Source organism: Kosakonia sp. BYX6, assembly GCF_038449125.1.
Lineage (GTDB): Bacteria > Pseudomonadota > Gammaproteobacteria > Enterobacterales > Enterobacteriaceae > Kosakonia > Kosakonia calanthes.
In genome coordinates this window covers 3,544,968-3,566,983 of the sequence record NZ_CP151800.1, presented here as the reverse complement: position 1 = coordinate 3,566,983, position 22,016 = coordinate 3,544,968, and the positions used below count along the sequence as shown (strand labels likewise).

23 protein-coding genes are annotated in these 22,016 nt (G+C 54.3%); 9 read left to right on the top strand and 14 right to left on the bottom strand.

The window, feature by feature from the left end:
• Positions 1–93 precede the first annotated feature (93 nt).
• The 6 genes from nrdR to pgpA all read left to right on the top strand — a co-directional run bounded on the left by nrdR (position 94) and on the right by pgpA (position 4,194).
• Positions 94–543 (top strand): transcriptional regulator NrdR, encoded by a 450-nt coding sequence (gene nrdR, locus AAEY27_RS16790; protein WP_342321901.1) that lies wholly within the window; start codon positions 94–96, stop codon positions 541–543.
• Between the two features lie 2 nt (positions 544–545).
• A complete protein-coding gene (gene ribD, locus AAEY27_RS16785; protein WP_342321900.1) occupies positions 546–1,649 on the top strand; it encodes a bifunctional diaminohydroxyphosphoribosylaminopyrimidine deaminase/5-amino-6-(5-phosphoribosylamino)uracil reductase RibD in 1,104 nt (367 codons plus the stop codon).
• A gap of 89 nt (positions 1,650–1,738) precedes the next feature.
• Positions 1,739–2,209, top strand: coding sequence for a 6,7-dimethyl-8-ribityllumazine synthase (gene ribH, locus AAEY27_RS16780; RefSeq protein WP_342321899.1), 471 nt, complete (start codon positions 1,739–1,741; stop codon positions 2,207–2,209).
• Between the two features lie 19 nt (positions 2,210–2,228).
• Positions 2,229–2,648, top strand: coding sequence for a transcription antitermination factor NusB (nusB, locus tag AAEY27_RS16775; RefSeq protein WP_342321898.1), 420 nt, complete (start codon positions 2,229–2,231; stop codon positions 2,646–2,648).
• A gap of 75 nt (positions 2,649–2,723) precedes the next feature.
• Positions 2,724–3,701 carry a thiamine-phosphate kinase gene (thiL, locus tag AAEY27_RS16770; RefSeq protein ID WP_342321897.1) on the top strand — a complete coding sequence of 326 codons (978 nt, stop codon included), beginning with the start codon at positions 2,724–2,726 and terminating at the stop codon, positions 3,699–3,701.
• A complete protein-coding gene (gene pgpA, locus AAEY27_RS16765; RefSeq protein ID WP_342321896.1) occupies positions 3,679–4,194 on the top strand; it encodes a phosphatidylglycerophosphatase A in 516 nt (171 codons plus the stop codon). Before thiL ends, pgpA begins: the two co-directional genes overlap by 23 nt.
• Before the next feature lie 113 nt (positions 4,195–4,307).
• On the opposite strand, the gene AAEY27_RS16760 is transcribed toward pgpA, so the two are convergent.
• The 4 genes from AAEY27_RS16760 to xseB are packed head-to-tail and all read right to left on the bottom strand — an operon-like array spanning position 4,308 to position 8,376.
• Positions 4,308–5,282, bottom strand: coding sequence for an aldo/keto reductase (locus AAEY27_RS16760; protein WP_342321895.1), 975 nt, complete (start codon positions 5,280–5,282; stop codon positions 4,308–4,310).
• A 59-nt stretch (positions 5,283–5,341) separates the two neighbouring features.
• The gene (dxs, locus tag AAEY27_RS16755; protein ID WP_342321894.1) at positions 5,342–7,204 is read right to left on the bottom strand and encodes a 1-deoxy-D-xylulose-5-phosphate synthase; all 1,863 of its coding nucleotides are present in this window, start codon (positions 7,202–7,204) and stop codon (positions 5,342–5,344) included.
• Positions 7,205–7,233: 29 nt separating this feature from the next.
• Positions 7,234–8,133 (bottom strand): (2E,6E)-farnesyl diphosphate synthase, encoded by a 900-nt coding sequence (gene ispA, locus AAEY27_RS16750; RefSeq protein ID WP_342321893.1) that lies wholly within the window; start codon positions 8,131–8,133, stop codon positions 7,234–7,236.
• Positions 8,134–8,376 carry an exodeoxyribonuclease VII small subunit gene (xseB, locus tag AAEY27_RS16745; RefSeq protein WP_342321892.1) on the bottom strand — a complete coding sequence of 81 codons (243 nt, stop codon included), beginning with the start codon at positions 8,374–8,376 and terminating at the stop codon, positions 8,134–8,136. It abuts the gene before it with no gap.
• A 205-nt stretch (positions 8,377–8,581) separates the two neighbouring features.
• Here xseB and thiI point away from each other — a divergent pair, with 205 nt between their 5' ends.
• Positions 8,582–10,030 carry a tRNA uracil 4-sulfurtransferase ThiI gene (gene thiI, locus AAEY27_RS16740; protein ID WP_342321891.1) on the top strand — a complete coding sequence of 483 codons (1,449 nt, stop codon included), beginning with the start codon at positions 8,582–8,584 and terminating at the stop codon, positions 10,028–10,030.
• Positions 10,031–10,248: 218 nt separating this feature from the next.
• Here the strand turns inward: thiI and yajL are convergent, their stop codons facing one another.
• Both yajL and panE read right to left on the bottom strand, forming a co-directional pair.
• A complete protein-coding gene (yajL, locus tag AAEY27_RS16735; protein WP_342321889.1) occupies positions 10,249–10,842 on the bottom strand; it encodes a protein deglycase YajL in 594 nt (197 codons plus the stop codon).
• Positions 10,805–11,716 carry a 2-dehydropantoate 2-reductase gene (gene panE / locus AAEY27_RS16730; protein ID WP_342321887.1) on the bottom strand — a complete coding sequence of 304 codons (912 nt, stop codon included), beginning with the start codon at positions 11,714–11,716 and terminating at the stop codon, positions 10,805–10,807. Before panE ends, yajL begins: the two co-directional genes overlap by 38 nt.
• Before the next feature lie 139 nt (positions 11,717–11,855).
• Between panE and AAEY27_RS16725 the strand changes: the two genes are divergently transcribed.
• Positions 11,856–12,347: a YajQ family cyclic di-GMP-binding protein gene (locus AAEY27_RS16725; RefSeq protein ID WP_342321886.1), complete on the top strand. Its 492-nt coding sequence runs from the start codon at positions 11,856–11,858 to the stop codon at positions 12,345–12,347.
• Positions 12,348–12,390: 43 nt separating this feature from the next.
• On the opposite strand, the gene AAEY27_RS16720 is transcribed toward AAEY27_RS16725, so the two are convergent.
• The 8 genes from AAEY27_RS16720 to AAEY27_RS16685 all read right to left on the bottom strand — a co-directional run bounded on the left by AAEY27_RS16720 (position 12,391) and on the right by AAEY27_RS16685 (position 21,372).
• The gene (locus AAEY27_RS16720) at positions 12,391–13,752 is read right to left on the bottom strand and encodes an MFS transporter (protein WP_342321885.1); all 1,362 of its coding nucleotides are present in this window, start codon (positions 13,750–13,752) and stop codon (positions 12,391–12,393) included.
• Positions 13,753–13,899: 147 nt separating this feature from the next.
• Positions 13,900–14,787 (bottom strand): heme o synthase, encoded by an 888-nt coding sequence (cyoE, locus tag AAEY27_RS16715; protein ID WP_342321884.1) that lies wholly within the window; start codon positions 14,785–14,787, stop codon positions 13,900–13,902.
• Between the two features lie 11 nt (positions 14,788–14,798).
• Complete coding sequence (locus AAEY27_RS16710) at positions 14,799–15,125, bottom strand: cytochrome o ubiquinol oxidase subunit IV (RefSeq protein ID WP_342321883.1); 327 nt, start codon at positions 15,123–15,125, stop codon at positions 14,799–14,801.
• Entirely contained in the window at positions 15,125–15,739 is a 615-nt protein-coding gene (locus AAEY27_RS16705) for a cytochrome o ubiquinol oxidase subunit III (protein WP_342321881.1), read from the bottom strand. The genes AAEY27_RS16710 and AAEY27_RS16705 overlap by 1 nt, the downstream gene beginning before the upstream one ends.
• On the bottom strand, positions 15,729–17,720 hold the full coding sequence (gene cyoB / locus AAEY27_RS16700; protein WP_342321879.1) for a cytochrome o ubiquinol oxidase subunit I: 1,992 nt from the start codon (positions 17,718–17,720) through the stop codon (positions 15,729–15,731). The genes AAEY27_RS16705 and cyoB overlap by 11 nt, the downstream gene beginning before the upstream one ends.
• A 16-nt stretch (positions 17,721–17,736) precedes the next feature.
• Positions 17,737–18,684 (bottom strand): cytochrome o ubiquinol oxidase subunit II, encoded by a 948-nt coding sequence (cyoA, locus tag AAEY27_RS16695; protein WP_342321878.1) that lies wholly within the window; start codon positions 18,682–18,684, stop codon positions 17,737–17,739.
• A 592-nt stretch (positions 18,685–19,276) separates the two neighbouring features.
• Positions 19,277–20,752: a muropeptide MFS transporter AmpG gene (ampG, locus tag AAEY27_RS16690; RefSeq protein ID WP_342321877.1), complete on the bottom strand. Its 1,476-nt coding sequence runs from the start codon at positions 20,750–20,752 to the stop codon at positions 19,277–19,279.
• 41 nt (positions 20,753–20,793) lie between these two features.
• Positions 20,794–21,372: a lipoprotein gene (locus tag AAEY27_RS16685; RefSeq protein ID WP_342321875.1), complete on the bottom strand. Its 579-nt coding sequence runs from the start codon at positions 21,370–21,372 to the stop codon at positions 20,794–20,796.
• 302 nt (positions 21,373–21,674) lie between these two features.
• Between AAEY27_RS16685 and bolA the strand changes: the two genes are divergently transcribed.
• Positions 21,675–21,992: a transcriptional regulator BolA gene (bolA, locus tag AAEY27_RS16680; protein WP_342321873.1), complete on the top strand. Its 318-nt coding sequence runs from the start codon at positions 21,675–21,677 to the stop codon at positions 21,990–21,992.
• Positions 21,993–22,016 lie beyond the last annotated feature (24 nt).

The window sequence follows — 22,016 nt, the reverse complement described above, 5'->3', positions numbered from 1 at the left end:
CATCGATCCATTGTCTCAAAATCCGTCAGCCTTTGTTGTCATGCCAGTTCAGGGTAAAATAGATTTCAGTTAACTCTCACGTCAGGACCCCGTATGCATTGCCCATTCTGTTTCGCCGTGGATACCAAAGTAATCGATTCTCGTCTGGTGGGTGAAGGTTCATCCGTTCGCCGTCGCCGGCAGTGTCTGGTTTGTAATGAGCGTTTCACCACCTTTGAAGTGGCAGAGCTTGTGATGCCGCGCGTGGTGAAAAGCAATGATGTGCGTGAACCTTTCAATGAAGACAAGTTGCGTAGCGGTATGTTGAAAGCGCTGGAAAAACGTCCGGTCAGCGCCGATGACGTAGAAATGGCGCTGAATCACATTAAATCGCAACTTCGCGCAACCGGTGAACGCGAAGTGCCGAGTAAGATGATCGGCAATCTGGTGATGGACCAGTTGAAAAAGCTCGATAAAGTGGCGTACGTGCGCTTTGCCTCCGTCTACCGGAGTTTTGAAGACATTCGCGAGTTTGGTGAAGAGATCGCACGCCTACAGGACTAATCATGCAGGACGAAATGTACATGGCGCGGGCGCTGAAACTGGCGCAGCGCGGGCGTTTTACCACCCATCCGAACCCTCGTGTCGGCTGTGTGATTGTCAATGACGGCGAAATTGTCGGTGAAGGTTTTCACTATCGCGCCGGTGAACCGCATGCGGAAGTGCATGCGCTGCGCATGGCAGGCGTTCGCGCACGTGGCGCAACGGCCTATGTAACGCTCGAACCGTGTAGCCATCACGGGCGCACACCACCATGCTGCGACGCGCTGATCGCCGCCGGGGTAACGCGCGTGGTCGCCGCGATGCAGGATCCCAACCCGCAGGTTGCCGGGCGCGGTTTATATCGCTTACAACAAGCCGGCATCGAGGTCAGCCACGGGCTGATGATGAACGATGCTGAAGTGCTGAATAAAGGTTTCCTTAAACGTATGCGCACCGGTTTCCCGTATGTGCAGCTGAAGCTGGGCGCGTCGTTAGATGGCCGCACGGCGATGGCAAACGGGGAAAGCCAGTGGATTACCTCCCCGCAGGCGCGCCGCGACGTGCAACAACTGCGGGCGCAAAGCCATGCGATCCTCAGCAGCAGCGCGACCGTGCTGGCGGACGATCCGGCTCTGACCGTGCGTTGGGAAGCGTTGAACGCCGAGACCCAGGCGCTCTATCCGCAAGAAAATGTTCGCCAGCCGGTGCGCATTATTATCGACAGCCAGAACCGCGTAACGCCAGAGCATCAATTAGTGGGGCTGCCAGGGGAAACCTGGTTTGCCCGCACCAAAGCCGACGAACGCCGTTGGCCGACCAGCGTTCGCGAGATTATCGTGCCGGAACATAACGGTCATGCCGATTTAGTCATGCTGATGATGTTGCTGGGAAAACAGCAGATTAACAGTGTGTGGGTCGAAGCGGGCGCCAACCTTGCCGGGGCGTTATTGCAGGCCGGGCTGGTGGACGAGCTGATTGTTTATCTCGCGCCTAAACTGTTAGGCAGCGATGCGCGCGGTCTGTGCGTGCTGCCGGGATTATCCGCACTGGCGGACGCTCCGCACTTTAAATTCAATGAGATACGTCAGGTTGGTCCGGATGTTTGCCTGCATCTCACTCACGCGTGATGCCTGCTGTAAAAGGGAAGCAGCGCGTAAATTATTATGCTAAAATCCGCCCCCCTGCGGGGTCCGAACTGAACCTGTGAAGGAAGTGTATGAACATTATTGAAGCCAACGTTGCTGCTCCGGACGCTCGCGTCGCCATCACCATTGCGCGTTTCAACAACTTTATCAATGAAAGCCTGCTGGAAGGCGCGATCGATGCGCTGAAACGCATTGGTCAGGTGCAAGATAAAAACATCACCGTTGTGTGGGTTCCGGGTGCTTACGAACTGCCGCTGGCGGCAGGTGCGTTGGCGAAAACCGGTAAATACGACGCGGTGATCGCGCTCGGCACCGTGATTCGCGGTGGTACTGCGCATTTTGAATATGTTGCCGGTGGCGCAAGCAATGGCCTGGCGCATGTTGCGCAAGAGAGCGAAATTCCGGTCGCCTTCGGCGTGCTCACCACAGAAAGTATTGAACAAGCTATCGAACGCGCTGGCACCAAAGCCGGTAATAAAGGTGCGGAAGCCGCACTGACCGCGCTTGAAATGATTAATGTATTGAAAGCCATTAAGGCCTGATTTTAGTAAGGGGAATTCCGTGAAACCTGCTGCTCGTCGCCGCGCCCGTGAGTGTGCCGTTCAGGCGCTCTACTCCTGGCAGTTGTCCCAGAACGACATCGCTGATGTTGAATACCAGTTCCTGGCGGAGCAAGACGTTAAAGATGTCGACGTCCTGTACTTCCGTGAACTGTTGACCGGGGTGGCGACTAATAGCGCATATCTCGATGGCTTGATGAAGCCGTACTTGTCCCGCCTGCTGGAAGAGTTGGGCCAGGTAGAGAAAGCGGTATTGCGTATCGCACTGTTCGAACTGTCTAAACGTGATGATGTGCCCTACAAAGTGGCGATCAACGAAGCTATCGAACTGGCTAAAACCTTTGGCGCTGAAGACAGCCACAAGTTTGTGAACGGCGTGCTGGATAAAGCCGCACCTGCGATCCGTCCCCACAGGAAGTGATCCGCAAGCCGGAGACGGGCGTCGCTTAATGCGCGCCTGTCCCGGCTTTTTCTTTTTTCTACAGAGGCATAACGTATGGCATGCGGCGAATTTTCCCTGATTGCCCGTTATTTTGACCGCGTACGAAATTCCCGCCGTGATGTGGAAACCGGTATCGGCGACGATTGTGCGCTGCTCAATGTCCCCGAAAAACAGACGCTGGCCATCAGTGTCGATACGTTGGTGGCGGGTAACCATTTTCTGCCGGATATCGATCCTGCCGATCTCGCCTGGAAAGCAATGGCGTCGAACTTAAGCGATCTGGCGGCGATGGGGGCCGATCCCGCATGGCTGACGCTGGCGTTAACCTTACCCGAAGCCGATGAAGCCTGGCTGCAAGCCTTCAGCGATAGCCTGTTTGATCAGCTCAGTTATTACGATATGCAATTGATTGGCGGCGATACCACGCGTGGTCCGCTGTCGATGACGATCGGCATTCATGGTTATGTGCCGGTTGGGAGGGCGATGAAGCGCTCAGGCGCGAAGCCTGGCGACTGGATTTATGTTACCGGTACGCCGGGAGACAGCGCCGCCGGGCTGGCGATTTTGCAGCAGCGTTTAACCGTCAACGATTGCGATGACGCGAGTTACCTGGTCAAGCGCCATTTGCGCCCCACGGCGCGCGTGCTGCACGGTCAGGCGCTGCGTAACCTGGCAACGTCTGCCATCGATTTGTCCGACGGCCTGATTTCCGATCTTGCGCATATCCTGCAAGCCAGCGGTTGCGGCGCGCGGATTGATCTTGATGCATTGCCGTATTCCGAGGCGCTTCTTCGCCATGTTGAACCTGAACAGGCGCTGCGCTGGGCGTTGTCCGGCGGCGAAGATTACGAGCTGTGTTTTACCGTCCCGGAACTGAACCGCGGCGCGTTGGATGTCGCCATTGGTCAATTGGGCGCGCCATTTACCTGTATCGGGCAGATCAGCGCGGATGTGGACGGGTTGCATTTCACTCGCGACGGCAAAGCCGTCACCCTTGACTGGAAAGGATATGACCATTTTGTCGGGCAGTAAGCATATCGCCAAAAGCCGTCTTAATTTGCGTAATCCCTGGCACCTGTTGGCGACCGGATTTGGCAGTGGTTTAAGCCCGATCGTTCCGGGGACCATGGGTTCGCTGGCGTCGATTCCGTTCTGGTGGGCGATGACTTTTTTGCCGTGGCAGCTCTATTCACTGCTGGTGATGTTGGGGATTTCGCTTGGCGTCTATATCTGTCACCAGACGGCGAAAGATATGGGCGTGCACGACCACGGCAGCATTGTCTGGGATGAATTTATTGGTATGTGGATAACGCTGATGGCGTTACCAACCAATGACTGGCAGTGGGTCGCCGTTGGGTTTGTGCTGTTTCGTATTTTTGATATGTGGAAACCGTGGCCGATCCGCTGGTTTGACCGCAATGTGCACGGCGGGATGGGGATTATGGTCGACGATATCGTCGCCGGGATCATCGCTGCCGGGCTGTTGTATTTAATGGGTCACCATTGGCCGATTGGCTTGATTTGATTGCCTGTATGCCGGATGGCGGCTAACGCCTTATCCGGCCTACGGGTTCCGCACTATTTTGTCGGCCCGGTAAGCAGCGCCACCGGGCAATGCAATCAATCAGCGCTCATGGGTTATTTAAACCCTACCACCGGGTGCTGCTTATACGGCGTTTCCAGCTCGGCGATCTGCTCGGGTTTCAGCGTTAAATCCACCGCACCTAACAACTCTTCCAGTTGCTCTTCACGGGATGTGCCAATAATCGGCGCAGCGATGCCGGGTTTGCTGAGCAGCCAGGCCAGCGCCACTTGTGCGCGTGAAGCATTCACTTCCTCGGCCACACCCGCCAGACGCTCTGCGATTTGCGCATCGTTTTGATCCGTTTCGCTGTATAGCGTTTTACCAAACTCATCGGACACCACGCGCGCGGTGGTTTCGCCCCACGGACGCGTCAAACGACCGCGCGCCAGCGGGCTCCACGGAATAATCGCCACGCCTTCCTTGTAGCACAGCGGCAGCATATCGCGCTCTTCCTCACGGTAGATCAGATTGTAGTAATCCTGCATGGTGACGAAACGCGCCCAACCATGTTGATCCTGCAACGCCAGCGCCTGCGCAAACTGACGCGCGTGCATCGAAGAAGCGCCGATGTAGCGGGCTTTACCGGCTTTTACTACATCGTTGAGCGCTTCCAGCGTCTCTTCAATCGGCGTGGTGTAATCCCAGCGGTGGATTTGCAGCAAATCCACATACTCCATCCCCAGACGCTGCAAGCTGTCATCGATAGAACGCAGGATCTGCGCACGGGAGAGGCCTTCCGCCAGGTCACCGACCTGATGGTAGACTTTGGTCGCGACAACCACCTCGTCGCGGCGGGCGAAATCGCGCAGCGCGCGGCCAACAATTTCTTCGCTACTGCCGTCGGAATAGCTGTTCGCGGTATCGAAAAAGTTGATGCCGCCTTCCAGCGCGCGTTTGATGATGGGACGGCTGCTCTCTTCGGGCAGTGTCCAGGCATGTTTGCCCCGGTCAGGCTCGCCAAATGTCATACAGCCAAGGCAAAGGCGGGAAACCTTAAGGTCTGTTTTTCCTAATGTGTTGTATTGCATGGTTCCACTCCTGCTAGTCAAGATTTACGCTTAAGCATAGCAGGAGCGGAAGGGGAGAGTCAGGCGAGCCAGTTTCTGATGCGGGATTCAATACCGGCGGCGTCCAGCCCCACTTCGGCGCGCGCCTCATCCTGCGTGCCTTGCGGGATAAAGAAGTCCGGCAGACCAATATTCAGCACCGGAACCGGTTTACGGTTCGCCATCAGCACCTCGTTCACGCCGCTGCCCGCGCCGCCTGCAATGGCGTTTTCTTCCAGCGTCACCAGCGCATCGTGACGCGCGGCGGTTTCCAGAATCAACACTTCATCCAGCGGTTTGGCAAAACGCATGTCGATAAGCGTGGCATTCAGCGCTTCGGCGGCTTTGGTGGCTTCCGGCAACAAAGTACCGAAATTGAGGATCGCCAGTTTCTCGCCGTGGCGTTTGACCAGGCCTTTACCGATCGGCAGTTTCTCCAGCGGCTGCAATGGCACGCCAACCGCATTTCCGCGCGGGTAACGCACAGCGCTCGGGCCATCTGCGTAGTGATAGCCGGTAAACAGCATCTGGCGGCACTCGTTTTCGTCGCTTGGCGTCATCACCACCATGCCCGGAATGCAGCGCAGATAAGAGATATCAAACGCGCCCTGATGCGTCTGCCCGTCGGCACCGACAATCCCGGCGCGATCGATAGCAAACAGCACCGGCAGCTTCTGGATCGCCACATCGTGGATCACCTGATCGTAGGCGCGTTGCAGGAAGGTCGAATAAATAGCGACTACCGGTTTATAGCCGCCGATCGCCAGCCCGGCGGCGAACGTCACTGCATGTTGCTCGGCGATGGCGACATCAAAATATTGTTCCGGGTATTTACGTGAAAACTCGACCATGCCGGAACCTTCGCGCATTGCCGGGGTGATCGCCATCAGCTTGTTATCTTTGGCGGCGGTTTCGCACAGCCAGTCGCCGAAAATCTTCGAATAGCTCGGCATACCGCCACTGCTTTTCGGCAGCGTGCCGCTGGTCGGATCAAACTTCGGCACAGCGTGGAAGGTGATCGGATCTTTTTCGGCCGGCTCATAGCCACGGCCTTTTTTGGTCATGATATGCAGGAACTGCGGGCCTTTCAGGTCGCGCATATTGCGCAGCGTCTGCACTAGCCCCAGCACATCGTGGCCGTCAACCGGGCCAATATAGTTAAAGCCCAGTTCTTCGAACAGCGTGCCTGGCACTACCATGCCCTTGATGTGCTCTTCGGTGCGCTTGAGAAGCTCTTTGATCGGCGGTACGCCGGAAAGCACTTTTTTGCCGCCTTCGCGCAGAGTGGAGTAAAGCTTGCCGGAAAGGAGCTGCGCCAGATGGTTATTCAACGCGCCGACGTTTTCGGAAATCGACATTTCGTTGTCGTTGAGCACCACCAGCATGTCGGGGCGAATATCGCCGGCGTGGTTCATCGCTTCAAATGCCATGCCTGCGGTGATCGCGCCATCGCCAATGACGCACACGGTACGGCGCTGTTTGCCCTCTTTGGCGGCCGCGACGGCCACACCGATACCGGCGCTGATGGACGTCGACGAATGGCCGACGCTCAGTACGTCATATTCGCTTTCGCCGCGCCACGGGAACGGATGCAGGCCGTTTTTCTGCCGGATGGTACCGATTTTTTCACGGCGTCCGGTCAAGATTTTGTGCGGGTAGGCCTGGTGGCCAACGTCCCAGATCAGCTGATCAAACGGTGTGTTGTAGACGTAATGCAGCGCAACGGTCAGTTCAACCGTGCCAAGCCCGGAGGCAAAGTGCCCACTGGAGCGGCTTACGCTGTCGAGAAGGTAGCGACGCAGTTCATCGCACAGCTTCGGCAGACTCTCTTTCGGCAGCAGGCGCAACTCTTGCGTGGTATCCACCAGCGCCAGCGTCGGGTATTTGGCTATATCAAAACTCATCAGAGACTCGGACTCATCGTGTTATGTCGTTATTTATCACGCTGGATTATGTACTTCGCCAGTGCTTCCAGTGCCGTCGTATCCAGTGATTGCGCCGACAGCAGGCTCAGCGCCTGGCGGGCATCGTCAATCAGATCGCGGGCTTTTGTCCGGGCTTGCTCAAGACCCAGTAATGCGGGGTAGGTGCTTTTACCCAATTGTTGGTCTGCACCCTGGCGTTTGCCAAGGGTCGCAGTATCGCCGACAACATCCAGGATGTCATCCTGAACCTGGAAAGCCAGACCGATGTTCTGCGCATAGCGATCGAGCAATGGCAGGGCTTCCCGGCCTTTATCGCCCGCGCTCAACGCGCCCATTTTGACCGCTGCGCGGATCAGCGCCCCGGTTTTATGGCGATGAATCAGCTCCAGTTCGTCCAGCGAAACTTGCTTGCCTTCCGCTTGCAGATCCAACGCCTGACCACCGCACATACCGGCAACGCCGCTGGAAAGCGCAAGCGTTGAAACCATCGCCAGACGATCGCGGGCGGCGACTTCCGGCATTGGCGCGTCCGCGAGGATCGAGAATGCCAACGTTTGCAAGGCATCTCCCGCGAGGATGGCATTCGCTTCGCCAAATTTAATATGGCAGGTTGGCAATCCGCGGCGTAAATCGTCGTCGTCCATCGCCGGTAAATCGTCATGCATTAGCGAGTAAGCATGAATGCACTCCACCGCAGCGGCGGGCGCATCCAGCGTTTGCTGGCTAACGCCGAACATGTTGCCGGTGGCATAGACCAAAAAAGGACGCAGGCGTTTACCGCCCAATAGTGCGCCATACTGCATGGCCTCAACCAGAGGAGTGTTCTGAAAGGGCAGAGGAGCGATAAAGCGGCGCAGCGCATTGTTGGCCTGTTCAACGCAGGCCTCTAATTGTTGGTTAAAATCCATCTATTCGGTATCCGGCGCGAAAGGCGTTAAGGGAGCCTCTTCGTTATCGGAAAGCAGGATCTGCACGCGTTGTTCCGCCTGTTGCAGTTTTACCTGTCCCTGACGCGCGAGCTGCACGCCGCGTTCGAATTCATTGAGGGCATCTTCAAGCGGAAGATCGCCGCTTTCAAGACGAGTGACAATCTGTTCCAGTTCGCTGAGGGCTGTTTCGAAACTGGCGGGTGCGTCGTTTTTCTTTGGCATAGTGAATGTCTGGCTCTTCTATTATTCCGACTACGTTATGGTAGCGAAGTCGGAGCACTTAGCAAATAACGCGCAATGGTAATGCGTTGCACAAGATCTTCTCGATGGTGGTATACTTCCGCGCCTGGATGCAGCCGCGGGTATGGGCTGCTGTATTATTTCCCATTACAGGCCTTATCGGGCTTGCCAACGAACCATTGCCGCCATGAAGTTTATCATTAAATTGTTCCCGGAAATCACCATCAAAAGCCAATCTGTGCGTTTGCGCTTTATTAAAATCCTCACCGGAAACATTCGTAACGTTTTAAAGCACTATGACGAGACGCTCGCCGTTGTCCGTCACTGGGACCACATTGAAGTTCGCGCCAAAGATGAAAACCAGCGTCTGGCTATTCGCGACGCACTGACCCGCATTCCGGGCATTCACCATATTCTGGAAGTGGAAGACGTTCCTTTCACTTCTCTGCACGACATTTTTGAGAAAGCGCTGGCCCAGTACCGCGAGCAGATCGAAGGTAAAACCTTCTGTGTGCGCGTGAAACGCCGCGGCAAACACGAGTTTAGCTCGATTGAAGTGGAACGCTATGTCGGCGGCGGCCTGAATCAACATGTTGAATCCGCGCGCGTAAAACTGACGCACCCGGACGTGACCGTTAACCTGGAGATAGAAGACGATCGTCTGCTGCTGGTGAAAGGGCGTTATGAAGGCATCGGCGGTTTCCCGATCGGCACGCAGGAAGATGTGCTGTCGCTGATTTCCGGCGGTTTCGACTCCGGTGTCTCCAGCTATATGCTGATGCGTCGCGGCTGCCGCGTGCATTATTGCTTCTTTAACCTTGGCGGCGCGGCGCATGAAATCGGCGTTCGTCAGGTGGCGCATTACCTGTGGAACCGCTTTGGCAGTTCCCACCGCGTGCGTTTTGTGGCGATCAACTTTGAACCGGTGGTCGGCGAGATCCTCGAAAAAGTGGATGACGGCCAAATGGGCGTGGTGCTGAAACGCATGATGGTGCGTGCGGCGTCAAAAGTGGCGGAGCGCTACGGCGTGCAGGCGCTAGTAACCGGTGAAGCGTTGGGCCAGGTGTCGAGCCAGACGCTGACCAACCTGCGCTTGATTGATAACGTCTCTGATACGTTGATTCTGCGCCCGCTGATCTCCCACGACAAAGAGCACATTATCGATTTGGCGCGTGAAATCGGCACGGAAGATTTTGCCCGTACCATGCCGGAATATTGCGGGGTTATTTCCAAAAGCCCGACGGTAAAAGCGGTTAAAGCGAAGATCGAAGCGGAAGAAGAGCACTTTGATTTCGCCATCCTCGATAAAGTTGTCGCCGAAGCGAGCAATATCGACATTCGCGAAATTGCGCAGCAGACCAATGAAGAAGTGGTAGAAGTTGAGACGGTGAGCGGCTTTGGCCCGAACGATGTGGTGTTGGATATCCGCTCCATCGACGAGCAGGATGATAAGCCGCTGCAACTCCAGGGCATCGACGTGGTTTCTCTGCCGTTCTATAAGCTGAGCACCAAGTTCGGCGATTTGGATCAGAGCAAAACCTGGTTGCTGTGGTGCGAGCGCGGTGTGATGAGCCGTTTGCAGGCGCTCTATCTGCGCGAGCAGGGGTTCGCCAACGTGAAAGTGTATCGTCCGTAAATAAAATGGCGGATGGCACCCGCGCCTTATCCGGCTTATGGTTGTGGTAAATAATGCGGTCAATGTCGTAGGCCGGATAAGCGCCAGCGCCATCCGGCGAAATGCCCGGTGGCGCAATGCTTACCGGGCCTACAAAAACCACCTACAATTCAATCAGCTTATAGGCCGGATAAGCGTTAGCGCCATCCGGCAATCAGCGTTAGCGGGTATTTTAATATTCACGCTTCGTAGTAGTTATAAATCCCCGCCGCCATCACCAGCTGTGAGGCGACTTCATGGGCTTTTTCACGCCCGACCAGCAAATCGATAATCTTCAGACCAAAATCAATAGCGGTGCCAGGCCCCTGGCTGGTGAGCAGGTTGACGCGCGGATCCCACACAACGCGCTTATCTTGCCATTGCTCTGCCGGGATCGTCTCTTTCAGGCCGGGGAAACCGGTCATATTGCCGATCGGGAAGATCTCATGCGGTACTAATACGGTACCTGCCGCCGCGCAGATCGCCGCGACAATTCGGCCAGAAAGATGAAACTGGCGCACCGTTTCCACCAGCAGCGGATTATCGCGCATGCACTCTGCGCCTTTCAGCCCGCCGGGCAGCACGATGGCGTCGTAATCCCCATCCGCCACTTCTACCAGCGGCGCATCCGCCAGTAGCTTTACCCCACGGGAGCAGGTCATCACCAGATTGCCGTCGCTGGCGACGCTGGCGGTGGTGACCGCAATCCCGCCGCGCACCAGCAGGTCGATAGTGGTAACCGCCTCGGTTTCTTCGCTACCAGGGGCGAGACATATCAGAGCCGATGCGCTCATATTCACTCTCCTTACGTTTGATCATGTCGTACAGCCGGGCATTTTCGGGCACCGCAATGCCGTGCGCGCGGGCGCGTCTGAGTAGATACCCGGTAATGTAATCGCACTCGGTATGGCGCATGGCGCGCACATCCTGCAGCATTGATGAAATATTTTCCGCCGTACTGTCGATGATTTGATGCACATAAGAGAGCAAATCATCGGCGGAAATATGGTGACCTTCACGCTCGATCACCGCGGCAACTTCGTGGGTGACCTTCTGGATTTCCTCGGGGAATTCCCGCAGATCGCCGTTCTTGCAATCACGCAGCGCCGTCAGCGGGTTGATAACGCAATTCACCGCCAGCTTGCGCCATAGCGCCGGGCGAATATTGTTGTGCCAGGCGATGTCCGGCAGCACGGTTTGCAGGATGTCGGCCAGAAAGCTGAACTCGCCTTCCTGCTGCCGCGCCGGGCCGATATGCGTGGTGCCATTTGCGACATGCACAATCACATTGCCATCGCGGCGGGCGGCGTGAGTGGTGGTGCCCATCAACAGCGGGTTCGGCAAGGTTTTAAGTTCCTCAACGGTACCCATGCCGTTATGAATCAATAAAATAGGTGTGGTGGGTGGCAATTGTGCCGCCAGGCCTTTTACCGCGTCTGAAACTTGCCAGGCTTTCAGGGTGACAAGCAGTAAGTCGCTGCGCGCCAGAAAGTCAGGATCGTTGGCCGTCAGGGATTCGTTAAAAATGGTGCCGTCTTCGTCAACCAGGTTCACACTGCAAAAAGGCTGAGGGATGCGTAACCAGCCCTGTACTTCATGTCCGTGTTTACACAGTGCTGTTAACCACAGTTGCCCTAAGGCACCGCATCCAAGTACGGTAATTCTCATTATTCCTCCTCACCTGCAACTGCGCCAGGTGTTACAGCAGTAAGTATAGCGCTGTCAGCTAAGCTTCCAGTATTACACGTTGTGTTAATACACATTGCAGGTATTATGCATCGCTACAAATACAGAGGGAGAAGAAAAGATGCCATCTTTCGACATTGTTTCCGAAATTGATCTGCGCGAAGTGCAAAACGGCGTTGAAAATGCGACCCGTGAACTGGCGACACGCTTCGACTTTCGCAATATTGAAGCGACGTTTGAATTGAACGAAGCCAACAAGACCATCAAGGTGCTGAGCGAATCAGACTTTCAGGTCAACCAATTGCTGGACATCCTGCGTGCCAAGCTGCTTAAACGCGGTATTGAAGGGACGTCTCTTGATGTGCCGGAAGAGTTCGTGCACAGCGGCAAAACTTGGTTTGTCGAGGCCAAATTGAAGCAGGGTATCGACGCGGCGACTGCCAAGAAAATCGTCAAACTGATTAAAGACAGCAAACTGAAAGTGCAGACGCAGATTCAGGGCGAAGAAATTCGCGTGACCGGTAAAGCGCGTGATGATTTGCAGGCGGCGATGGCAGTAGTACGCGGCGGCAATCTTGGCCAGCCGTTCCAGTTCAAAAACTTCCGCGATTAATACTAAAAACCCTCTCCTGCTAGGGCGAGGGTTCATCAGAAGATTAGCCGGCGAGGGCTTGTTCAACCTCAAAACGGTTAGTCACTTTGCTGTCGATTTTCACATAGGCACTGCGTTCTTCCGGCACCACCATCGCTTCACTTACCCCTGCGGTTGCCAACAAACGCTGCTGTAGTGCGTCATCAATGGCGACATTTTCCGGAATAGCGATACGCAAGCTGCTGACATAAGGTGGTTCCTGCATGCTACTGGCTACCAGCAGCCAGACCATCGCCAGCAAGGCTCCAGCCAGAAACACCGTTTGCGAATCGAACAAACCATCAACCCAACCGCCGAGTGAACCGCCGATCGCCACGCCAATAAACTGGCTGGTGGAATAAATCCCCATCGCCGTGCCTTTGTAACCCGCCGGAGCTTCTTTGCTGATTAACGACGGCAGCAGCGCTTCCATCAGGTTAAACGCGAGGAAGAAGATCTGTACGCCAATCACGATTTCCCAGAAGTGCGGCCCGGCGCCCCACAGCACAATTTCCGCAATCAGCAGCAGCGCGACGCAAAAGACAAAGACGCGCTTCATCTTGCGTTTCACCTCCGCGTAGATGATAAACGGCACCACGGAAACGAAGGAAACCAGCATGGTAACCAGGTAGATTTTCCAGTGCTCCGGCGCGAGAAAACCGGCGGCTTCCAGTTGGCCGGGAAGGGCGACGAAGGTCGACATCAGCAGGATATGCAGGCACATAATGCCGAAATTGAGCTTCAACAGCTTCGGGTTGGCCATCACCATCTGGAAACAGTCTTTCACCATGCCGGATTCACGGTTGCGAACATGGTGCTCGCTATTTGGCACTACCCACAGCGTGAGCGCGATACCGGCCGTCGCCAGCGCAGCAATCATCCAGAACAGGGCGTGTAAACCCAACGTGTGGGTGATGATAGGCCCCAGCACCATGGCAATCGCAAAGGTGACGCCAAAACTGACGCCGATAAACGCCATCGCTTTGGTGCGGTTTTGTTCGCGGGTAAGGTCGGAAAGCAGCGCCATTACGGCAGCGGCAATCGCGCCGGAACCCTGCAACGCGCGGCCAAGAATAATGCCCCAGATAGAGTCCGATAACGCGGCAATGACGCTACCAGCGACAAAAATCACCAGTCCGCCAATGATTAATGGCTTGCGGCCAATACGATCGGAGAGCAAACCGAAGGGGATTTGAAATACCGCCTGCGCGAGGCCATAAATGCCAATCGCCAGACCTATTAATGCTTCACTGGCACCCTGGAGTGCCATACCGTATGTGGTCAGAACGGGCAGGACCATAAACATGCCAAGCATGCGCAAAGAGAATACAGTCCCTAAACCCCAGGTGGCGCGCAACTCGCCTGGCGTCATTTTATAATCGTTCATTACCACCTCAAATTGAAAACCGGACATAGTGTAGTGCGGGGGCAGGGCAGGGTAAATAACAGCTTAATTAACAAATATTACCCTTGAAATGCCGGGGCGGCAGAATGAAAAAAGGGTGCCGAAGCACCCTTTAAAAGCGTGTCTGGATCACCAGACGTAGGCCAGCAGGCTGTGTGAATCAGGGACCATAAAATCCACGGACATCATCACGGAAAGGGAAGTGATGGCGACGATGGAGAAGACGAACAGTTTGCGCGCCCACACCTTGTCATCCTCAACTTTGTACCCGCGCAGCGCCATGCCCAACCACCAGAGGCTGACCGCCGCGGCAACGACCAGGTATTTGTAACCTGCGTAACCGCCAAGCGACAGCATCAGCGTGGCGATAGCAAACGCCAGGATGTACAGCGTGATATGGTTTTTCGCCACGGAAATGCCTTTCACTACTGGCAGAACCGGGATGTTCGCGGCCTGATAATCCTTAAAGCGGAAAATCGCGATGGCATACGAGTGCGGCATTTGCCATAGGCTGAAAATCGCCAACAGGATTGCCGCGCCGCTGTCGAACTCGTTGGTGACAGCACAGTAGCCAATCACCGGCGGTGCCGCGCCGGAGAGTGAGCCAATCAGCGTGCCGTAAACGGAGTGACGTTTCATATACAGGCTGTAAATGCCCACATACACCACGAACCCCATCACCCCGAGCCAGCAGGCCAGCGGGTTAGCGCCAAACCACAACAGCATAAAGCCAGCAATACCCAACAAGGCGGCGTACACCAGCGAGACTTTTGGCGAGATCAGCCCTCTGACCAGCACCCTGTTTTTCGTTCGTTCCATCTTTTTATCGATGTCACGATCGATGTAGTTGTTAAATACACAACCAGAGGCGACCACCAATGACACGCCAATCAGCGTGTAGAGGAACAGGGGATAATCGATGTGGCCTTTGGAAGCCAGCAGGAACCCCCCGATCACGGAGATCAAGTTGCCAAAAATAATGCCCGGTTTCGTTACTTGCAGGTATTGCTTAAACATACTCGCCGCTCTTAGTGAACCATCATGTTGTAGTTGAGGTTCCACATAATCCAGATGGAACCGACTACCAGGATAGCGATGATAATCACGGTAAAGATAAAGGCGGTCAGGTTCCAGCCTTCATCAGACTTGGTGTTCATGTGCAGGAAGCAAACCAGATGCACCAGAATCTGAACTACGGCGGTAACCAGGATGGTGCCCAGAATCACCGGCTTAGAAGCAGAACCGTTCATCACCATCCAGAACGGAATGACCGTCAGGATGATCGACAGGATGAAACCTGTCATATAGGTTTTTACGCTGCCGTGGGAAGCGCCATGATCGTTAGTATGACTCATTACATCGCCCCCATCAGATAGACAACAGAGAACACGCAAATCCATACCACGTCCAGGAAGTGCCAGAACAAGCTCAGGCACATGATACGGGTACGGTTGGTACTGGTCAGGCCGCGACGGGAAACCTGGAACATCAGGACCGCCATCCACACCAGACCAGATGTCACGTGCAGACCGTGGGTGCCGACCAGCGCGAAGAACGCTGACAGGAAGCCGCTGCGATCCGGACCCATGCCTTCCGCAATCAGGTGATGGAATTCATAGAGTTCCATCCCGATAAATCCAGCACCAAACAACCAGGTCAACGCCAGCCAGGAGACAACTTGGCTTTTGTTGTTTTTGTACATGGCGATAGCCGCCATGCCGTAGGTGATGGAGCTGAACAGCAGCAGTGCGGTTTCTACCAGAACGAACGGCAGTTCGAAAATGTCCTTGCCAGCCGGGCCGCCCGCTGTGCCATTCACCAGAACGGCATAGGTCGCGAACAGACAGCAGAACAGAATGCAGTCGCTCATCAGGTAGATCCAGAAACCGAAGACTTTATTCGGCCCTGCATCGTGGTGCCCGTGTTCGTGCGCGTGGGCATGCGCGTTCGTCAGAGTATCAGTTGCCATTTTTCAGCCCTGCTTTAGTGATCTCATCGAAATGCTGATTTTCCAGTTTCTCGATTTCTGCAACCGGTACGTAGTAATCCACGTCCTCGTCGAAGCTCTTCACAATCCAGCTGATGATGATGCCCGCGAAGCCGACGATAGCCATCCACCAGATGTGCCAGATCATGGCAAAACCGAATACCGTTGCAAACGCGGCGATAACAATGCCAGCACCGCTGTTTTTCGGCATATGAATTTCTTCATACTGCGCAGGTTGTTTGTACGCTTCGCCTTTCTCTTTCATTTCCCAAAACGCGTCACGTTCGTGAATTTCCGGAACATGTGCGAAGTTGTAGAACGGCGGCGGAGAAGAGGTTGCCCACTCCAGCGTACGGCCACCCCATGGGTCACCGGTCAGATCACGGTTCTGATCGCGGTCGCGAATTGACACGAAGATCTGAATCAGCAGACACAGGATACCGATAGCGATCAGCGCGGCACCGCCGGCGGCAATCATCAGCATCAGGTGGAACTGCGGATCAATCTGCTGGCTGAGGCGACGGGTCATACCCATAAAGCCCAGTACGTACAGCGGCATAAATGCGACGAAGAAGCCGATGATCCAGAACCAGAATGCGCGTTTACCCCAGGTTTCGTTCAGGGTGTAACCGAACGCTTTCGGCCACCAGTAGGTCAGACCTGCGAAGCAACCGAACACCACACCGCCGATGATAACGTTATGGAAGTGCGCGATCAGGAACAGGCTGTTGTGCAGTACGAAGTCTGCGCCCGGAACGGCCAGCAGCACGCCGGTCATCCCACCTACAGAGAAGGTGACGATAAAGCCGATGGTCCACAGCATGGCTGAGTGGAACACGATGCGGCCTTGGTACATGGTGAACAGCCAGTTGAAGATCTTCACCCCGGTCGGGATGGCGATGATCATCGTGGTAATACCGAAGAAGGCGTTAACGTTCGCACCGGCACCCATGGTGAAGAAGTGGTGCAGCCAAACGATGAACGACAGGATGGTAATACACACGGTCGCCCACACCAGCGAGGTGTAGCCAAACAGGCGTTTACGCGAGAAGGTGGCGGTAATTTCGGAGAACACACCGAACACCGGCAGCACCAGAATGTACACTTCCGGGTGACCCCAGGCCCAAATCAGGTTGATGTACATCATCATGTTGCCACCCATATCGTTGGTAAAGAAATGGGTACCCAGATAGCGATCCAGGGTAAGCAGTGCGATGGTGACAGTCAGAATTGGGAACGATGCGATGATCAGCACGTTGGCGCACAGTGACGCCCAGGTGAAGACCGGCATTTTAAACATAGTCATGCCCGGCGCACGCATCTTCAGAATGGTCACTAAGAAGTTGATACCGGTCAGCGTCGTACCGATACCGGATAGCTGGAGACTCCAGATCCAATAATCGACCCCGACACCAGGGCTATATTCAATTCCCGATAGCGGCGGATAAGCCAGCCAACCTGTCTGCGCGAACTCACCGACGCCCAGAGAGATGTTAACCAGAATCACGCCCACAACCGTGAACCAGAAGCTCAGGTTGTTAAGGAACGGGAACGCAACGTCGCGCGCACCGATCTGCAGCGGAACCACCAGGTTCATCAGACCGATAACAAACGGCATCGCCACGAAGAAGATCATAATCACGCCGTGGGCGGTGAAGATCTGATCGTAGTGGTGAGGTGGCAAGAAGCCCGCTTCACCCGCCGAGGCCAGCGCTTGCTGGCTACGCATCATCACGGCGTCAGCAAAGCCACGCAGCAGCATAACTACAGCTACGAGGACATACATAATGCCAAGACGTTTATGGTCAACGGAGGTTAACCACTCATTCCATAGCCAGGACCACTTACCGAAGTAAGAGATCAGGCCGACTACCGCCAGACCACCGACGATAATCGCAGCGATCGTGATCATGATAATAGGTTCATGATACGGCACTGCATCCAGTGTAAGTTTTCCGAACATCGTTTTCCTCGGCCCCTTAGTGAGAGGTTTCCGCGTGGCTCATGTCCATGCCTTCCATGCCTTCGTGTGAGTTGTGCTCACCTTCCGGTTGGGTCATGTCCATGCTCTTGCCGTGGCCCATAAATTTGTTGATAACGTCTTTAAACAAATCGGGTTTCACGCTGGAGAAGTATTCAACCTTGTTGTATTCGCTTGGTGCGGCAATTTTCTCGTACGCAGCCATATCCGGCAGAGTAGTAGAAGACTGTTTCGCTTTCGCGACCCACTGGTCGAACGCGGCGCGGTCCGGCGTGGCAATGGCTTTAAACTTCATGCCGGAGAAGCCTGGGCCACTGTAGCTGGCGGAGATGCCATCATAAGTACCGGCTTCGTTGGCAATCAGATGCAGTTTGGTCTGCATACCGGCCATCGCGTAAATCTGGCTGCCCAGACGCGGGATAAAGAACGAGTTCATCACGGAGTTCGAGGTGACTTTGAATTCCACCGGAGTGTTCGCCGGGAAGGCGATTTCATTCACGGTAGCGATGCCCTGTTCCGGGTAGATGAAGAACCATTTCCAGTCCATGGCGACCACTTCAATCGTGATTGGGTGTTCATCATGTGCCAGTGGTTTGCTCGGCTCGAGCGAGTGGGTGGTTTTCCAGGTCAAAACGGCAAGGAACAGGATGATCAGAATCGGCACTGTCCAGACCACAGCTTCCACTTTATTGGAGTGTGACCAGTTAGGGCTATACTTCGCATCTTTATTGCTTGCACGATACTTCCAGGCGAAACCAACGGCCATTAAGATTGCAGGAATAACGACAATCAACATCAGGCCAAATGCCGTCAGTATCAGCGAACGTTGCTCCAGACCAATCTGTCCTTTGGGGTCAAGAAGTGCAGAATCGCAACCACTGAGTAAAACAGTGCCGGCGATTAATGACAACCATCCCAAACTTTTATTGTATTTCCTGAGTCTCATTTAACGACCTCAATTCCACGGGATCTGGTGGCGCTTAAAGTGTGCGGGCATTTTACGGAAAGGTTACGTTACTGTAAACATGATTGGCTCTGTGTCAGTAAGGTGTTACTGGGTTCTGCCGTATATGTCACACAGAATGCAACAATCTGTAAAATCGGGCATTCGCACAGCCAGAGAGGGTGATTATAACGAAAAAATGACATTACAATCAGCCTTGAGGGTGAATTGGTATAACCAATCAATTAAATAAACATTTAATTAACAAATATCCAGCAACTATCGAACATTATTGGAACCTACTCGAAACCCAACAATTAATAACAGTGCTGAATTGTTAAAGCGTAGCCTTAAATTTATAAGGCACAAATTAATTAATAATTTTTATTTGTCCCGTTAATTCGCCGATTGACACAAATGTAATTTGTGTTGGTTTAATGAGCAGAATAATAACGACAGTAAATTGTTTTTACGGGTATTTATTTTTCCCTATTGATTTTAAAAGGAAAATAAAAAGCAAATATATTTTTCACTGTAAGAAAATATATCGCTCACTCTTTAATCGAATGAGAAACGCGCCCGCAGGCACGTCTCATCACAACAACTGGGTCTTGCGCAGGGCCAGCAGATCCAGTAACCCCCCGAAAACAATACCCATTATCGCCAGCAACGCCCCCCATTCCATCAAATGTCCGTCAACAGACCACTGCGTCAGACCGAGAGCGTTACTGAGCAGCACCAGCAGACCGGCTGCCAGCAAAAACGCACCCGCGCCGAGAACACGCATCGCTTGTCGGTACACGCCTGTAAACTCTGTGCGCGGCATAAAACGCTCGGTACGCTGCGTAAACTCCAGCGTCTGCTTGCAAAGCAGCAGCAACAGCAAACCCGGAATGGCGGCGAAGATGGAGAACAGATAGAAGGTCGGCCAGTCGTAATTGGCAACGAACCAACCCGCCAGCGGGCCAACATAGACGCGCCCGACCGCAGAGAGGGCGGAGAGCAACGCGAACTGCGTGGCAGAAAAGGACTTGTTACAGAGCGTCATCAGCAACGCAACAAATGCCGCCGTGCCCATGCCGCCGCAGAGATTCTCAAAGAAGACCGCCGCGCCCATGGTGATGATATCTTTTTCCGTCACCGACAACAGCCAGTAACCGGCATTCGAGACTGCCTGCAAAACACCAAAAATCAGCAGCGCGCGAAAAAGCGTTAACCGCTGCATTAAAACGCCGCCCCACAGCGCGCCGATAATCGTCGCCACAAGGCCGAGGCTTTTATTCACCATGCCGACATCGCCAGGATCAAACCCGACGCCGCGAATCAAAAAGAGCGTGGTCAGGCTCATGGCAAACGCATCGCCGAGCTTATAAAGGACAATCAGCAGCAGAATAAGCCAGGCGTTGTTGCGCCCGAAGAAATCACGCAATGGCGCGACAACGGCTTCTTCCAGAGATTTTGGCGCAGGAATCGTATCGGCTGGCTCCGGCGCGCGCAGCGTGGCGATAATGCAAGGGATCATCAATGCGGCCATCAGCCAGTACATCCCTTGCCAGCCGAGCCAACGATCCGCTAGCCACAGCGCCAGACCACCGGAAATCAGCATGCCGATACGGTAACCTAGCACGCTGATTGCCGCGCCAGCGCCGCGCTCTTCCGCACTCAGGACATCCGTTTTCCAGGCATCAAACACAATATCCTGCGACGCCGAGCAGAAAGCGATCACCACCGCCAGTGCCGCCATCCAGCGCAGATCGCTCGCCGGTTCGAGAAAACCCATCCCGGCAATTGCCACCAGCAGACACACTTGCGTTAACAGCAGCCAGCCGCGGCGACGCCCTAAAAAAGAGGGCGTATAGCGATCCATGGCCGGAGACCACAGGAATTTAAAAACGTAAGCCTGACCAACCAGCGAGAAAAAACCAATGGTTTTGACGTCGATATCGGCAACGGTGATCCATGCCTGAAGTGTGCCGCTGGTCAGCGCAAGAGGTAAGCCGGAGGCGAAACCGAGCATCAGCAAAATGGCTGATTTAGGTTGCGTGAAAATACGTAAGTAATGATTGGACATGAGTTAACAACTGGCCCGGTAGAACCGGGCCAGTGCAGCAATTAGCGGGCGTTTTGCTTGATGAAGTCGTGGATGCTGGTGTCTTGCGACATATCCGCGATAGTGTCGGTCAGCACGCTGTTGACCGCGTTGGCGATCTTGTCGTTGGACGCCTGGAAAGCGCCTTCAACGTTGTAGCTGGCACGGTAGTTTTTCGTCATCTTATTGCCATTACCTGCGGTCGCAATGATGGCGATATCCGCTTTGGTGGCGATGTTGTAACGCACATTGCCCTGGGAAACATCCGCATACAGCTGGTTAACAATAATTTGCAGGTTTACCGCGCCGTTTGGCCCGATCATATAACCGCGCGCGGTCATCTGTTTCTCCAGCACTTCCTGCAACAGGAAACGCAGGTCACGGGATGCGGTTAACGTGACCAACTGGTTATCGCGGGTCACTTTCGCCAGCGCTTGATCCGGACGTTGATCGGCACCGTTGATGCTCACGGTCACGCCCATCAGGCTTGGATCTTGCTGCGGGAGGGTAATTTTCGGTGTGACTTCAAGGGTGGTTGGCGGGGTCGCACAGCCAGCCAGCATAAATAAAGCGACCAACGGAAAGAGAAGTTTCTTAAACATGTTCAGGCTCTCAAGGGATCTAAGCTTCTGGGGGAAAATTGTCGCCATCATAACATTGCCGCCGTTAAGGGGAAGTCCTCAACGCATGTAAATTCATCGTCTTGTGCTTTTTTTCAGCGCGAAAAACATCTTCATCACGCCTGACCGGCAAAAATCGCGACCCTTTCAGTAGAGTTCATCCCGTTGAGCGAGAAAATAAGACGAATGCCAATTTTTTGTTGTTTTATTGTTATAGAGACGGTAAAAGCGGCTAACATTTAAAGAGATGGCTGGCATCTCAGCGTTGTCGGAGGAGTAATATCATGATGATGCGTGAACAGATAGAAACAAAACTGAAGGCGGCGTTTGAACCCATTTTCCTCGAAGTTGTGGATGAAAGTTATCGTCACAATGTCCCGGCGGGTTCAGAGAGTCATTTCAAAGTAGTACTGGTAAGCGATCGCTTTACCGGAGAACGTTTTCTTAATCGCCATCGCATGATTTACGGTACGTTGACAGACGAACTGTCCACGACAATTCATGCACTTGCTCTGCATACTTACACACTCAAAGAGTGGGAAGGGTTACAGGATACCCTTTTGACCTCGCCAGCATGCCGCGGTGCGGGAACCATCGCGTAGAAAACCAGGTTGCAACCGCCTGAA

Coding starts and splice junctions, on each gene's coding strand:
- nrdR (WP_342321901.1), top strand. CDS start 94: ATGCATTGCCCATTCTGTTTCGCCGTGGATACCAAAGTAATCGATTCT.
- ribD (WP_342321900.1), top strand. CDS start 546: ATGCAGGACGAAATGTACATGGCGCGGGCGCTGAAACTGGCGCAGCGC.
- ribH (WP_342321899.1), top strand. CDS start 1,739: ATGAACATTATTGAAGCCAACGTTGCTGCTCCGGACGCTCGCGTCGCC.
- thiL (WP_342321897.1), top strand. CDS start 2,724: ATGGCATGCGGCGAATTTTCCCTGATTGCCCGTTATTTTGACCGCGTA.
- pgpA (WP_342321896.1), top strand. CDS start 3,679: ATGACCATTTTGTCGGGCAGTAAGCATATCGCCAAAAGCCGTCTTAAT.
- AAEY27_RS16760 (WP_342321895.1), bottom strand. CDS start 5,282: ATGCAATACAACACATTAGGAAAAACAGACCTTAAGGTTTCCCGCCTT.
- dxs (WP_342321894.1), bottom strand. CDS start 7,204: ATGAGTTTTGATATAGCCAAATACCCGACGCTGGCGCTGGTGGATACC.
- ispA (WP_342321893.1), bottom strand. CDS start 8,133: ATGGATTTTAACCAACAATTAGAGGCCTGCGTTGAACAGGCCAACAAT.
- xseB (WP_342321892.1), bottom strand. CDS start 8,376: ATGCCAAAGAAAAACGACGCACCCGCCAGTTTCGAAACAGCCCTCAGC.
- thiI (WP_342321891.1), top strand. CDS start 8,582: ATGAAGTTTATCATTAAATTGTTCCCGGAAATCACCATCAAAAGCCAA.
- yajL (WP_342321889.1), bottom strand. CDS start 10,842: ATGAGCGCATCGGCTCTGATATGTCTCGCCCCTGGTAGCGAAGAAACC.
- panE (WP_342321887.1), bottom strand. CDS start 11,716: ATGAGAATTACCGTACTTGGATGCGGTGCCTTAGGGCAACTGTGGTTA.
- AAEY27_RS16725 (WP_342321886.1), top strand. CDS start 11,856: ATGCCATCTTTCGACATTGTTTCCGAAATTGATCTGCGCGAAGTGCAA.
- AAEY27_RS16720 (WP_342321885.1), bottom strand. CDS start 13,752: ATGAACGATTATAAAATGACGCCAGGCGAGTTGCGCGCCACCTGGGGT.
- cyoE (WP_342321884.1), bottom strand. CDS start 14,787: ATGTTTAAGCAATACCTGCAAGTAACGAAACCGGGCATTATTTTTGGC.
- AAEY27_RS16710 (WP_342321883.1), bottom strand. CDS start 15,125: ATGAGTCATACTAACGATCATGGCGCTTCCCACGGCAGCGTAAAAACC.
- AAEY27_RS16705 (WP_342321881.1), bottom strand. CDS start 15,739: ATGGCAACTGATACTCTGACGAACGCGCATGCCCACGCGCACGAACAC.
- cyoB (WP_342321879.1), bottom strand. CDS start 17,720: ATGTTCGGAAAACTTACACTGGATGCAGTGCCGTATCATGAACCTATT.
- cyoA (WP_342321878.1), bottom strand. CDS start 18,684: ATGAGACTCAGGAAATACAATAAAAGTTTGGGATGGTTGTCATTAATC.
- ampG (WP_342321877.1), bottom strand. CDS start 20,752: ATGTCCAATCATTACTTACGTATTTTCACGCAACCTAAATCAGCCATT.
- AAEY27_RS16685 (WP_342321875.1), bottom strand. CDS start 21,372: ATGTTTAAGAAACTTCTCTTTCCGTTGGTCGCTTTATTTATGCTGGCT.
- bolA (WP_342321873.1), top strand. CDS start 21,675: ATGATGATGCGTGAACAGATAGAAACAAAACTGAAGGCGGCGTTTGAA.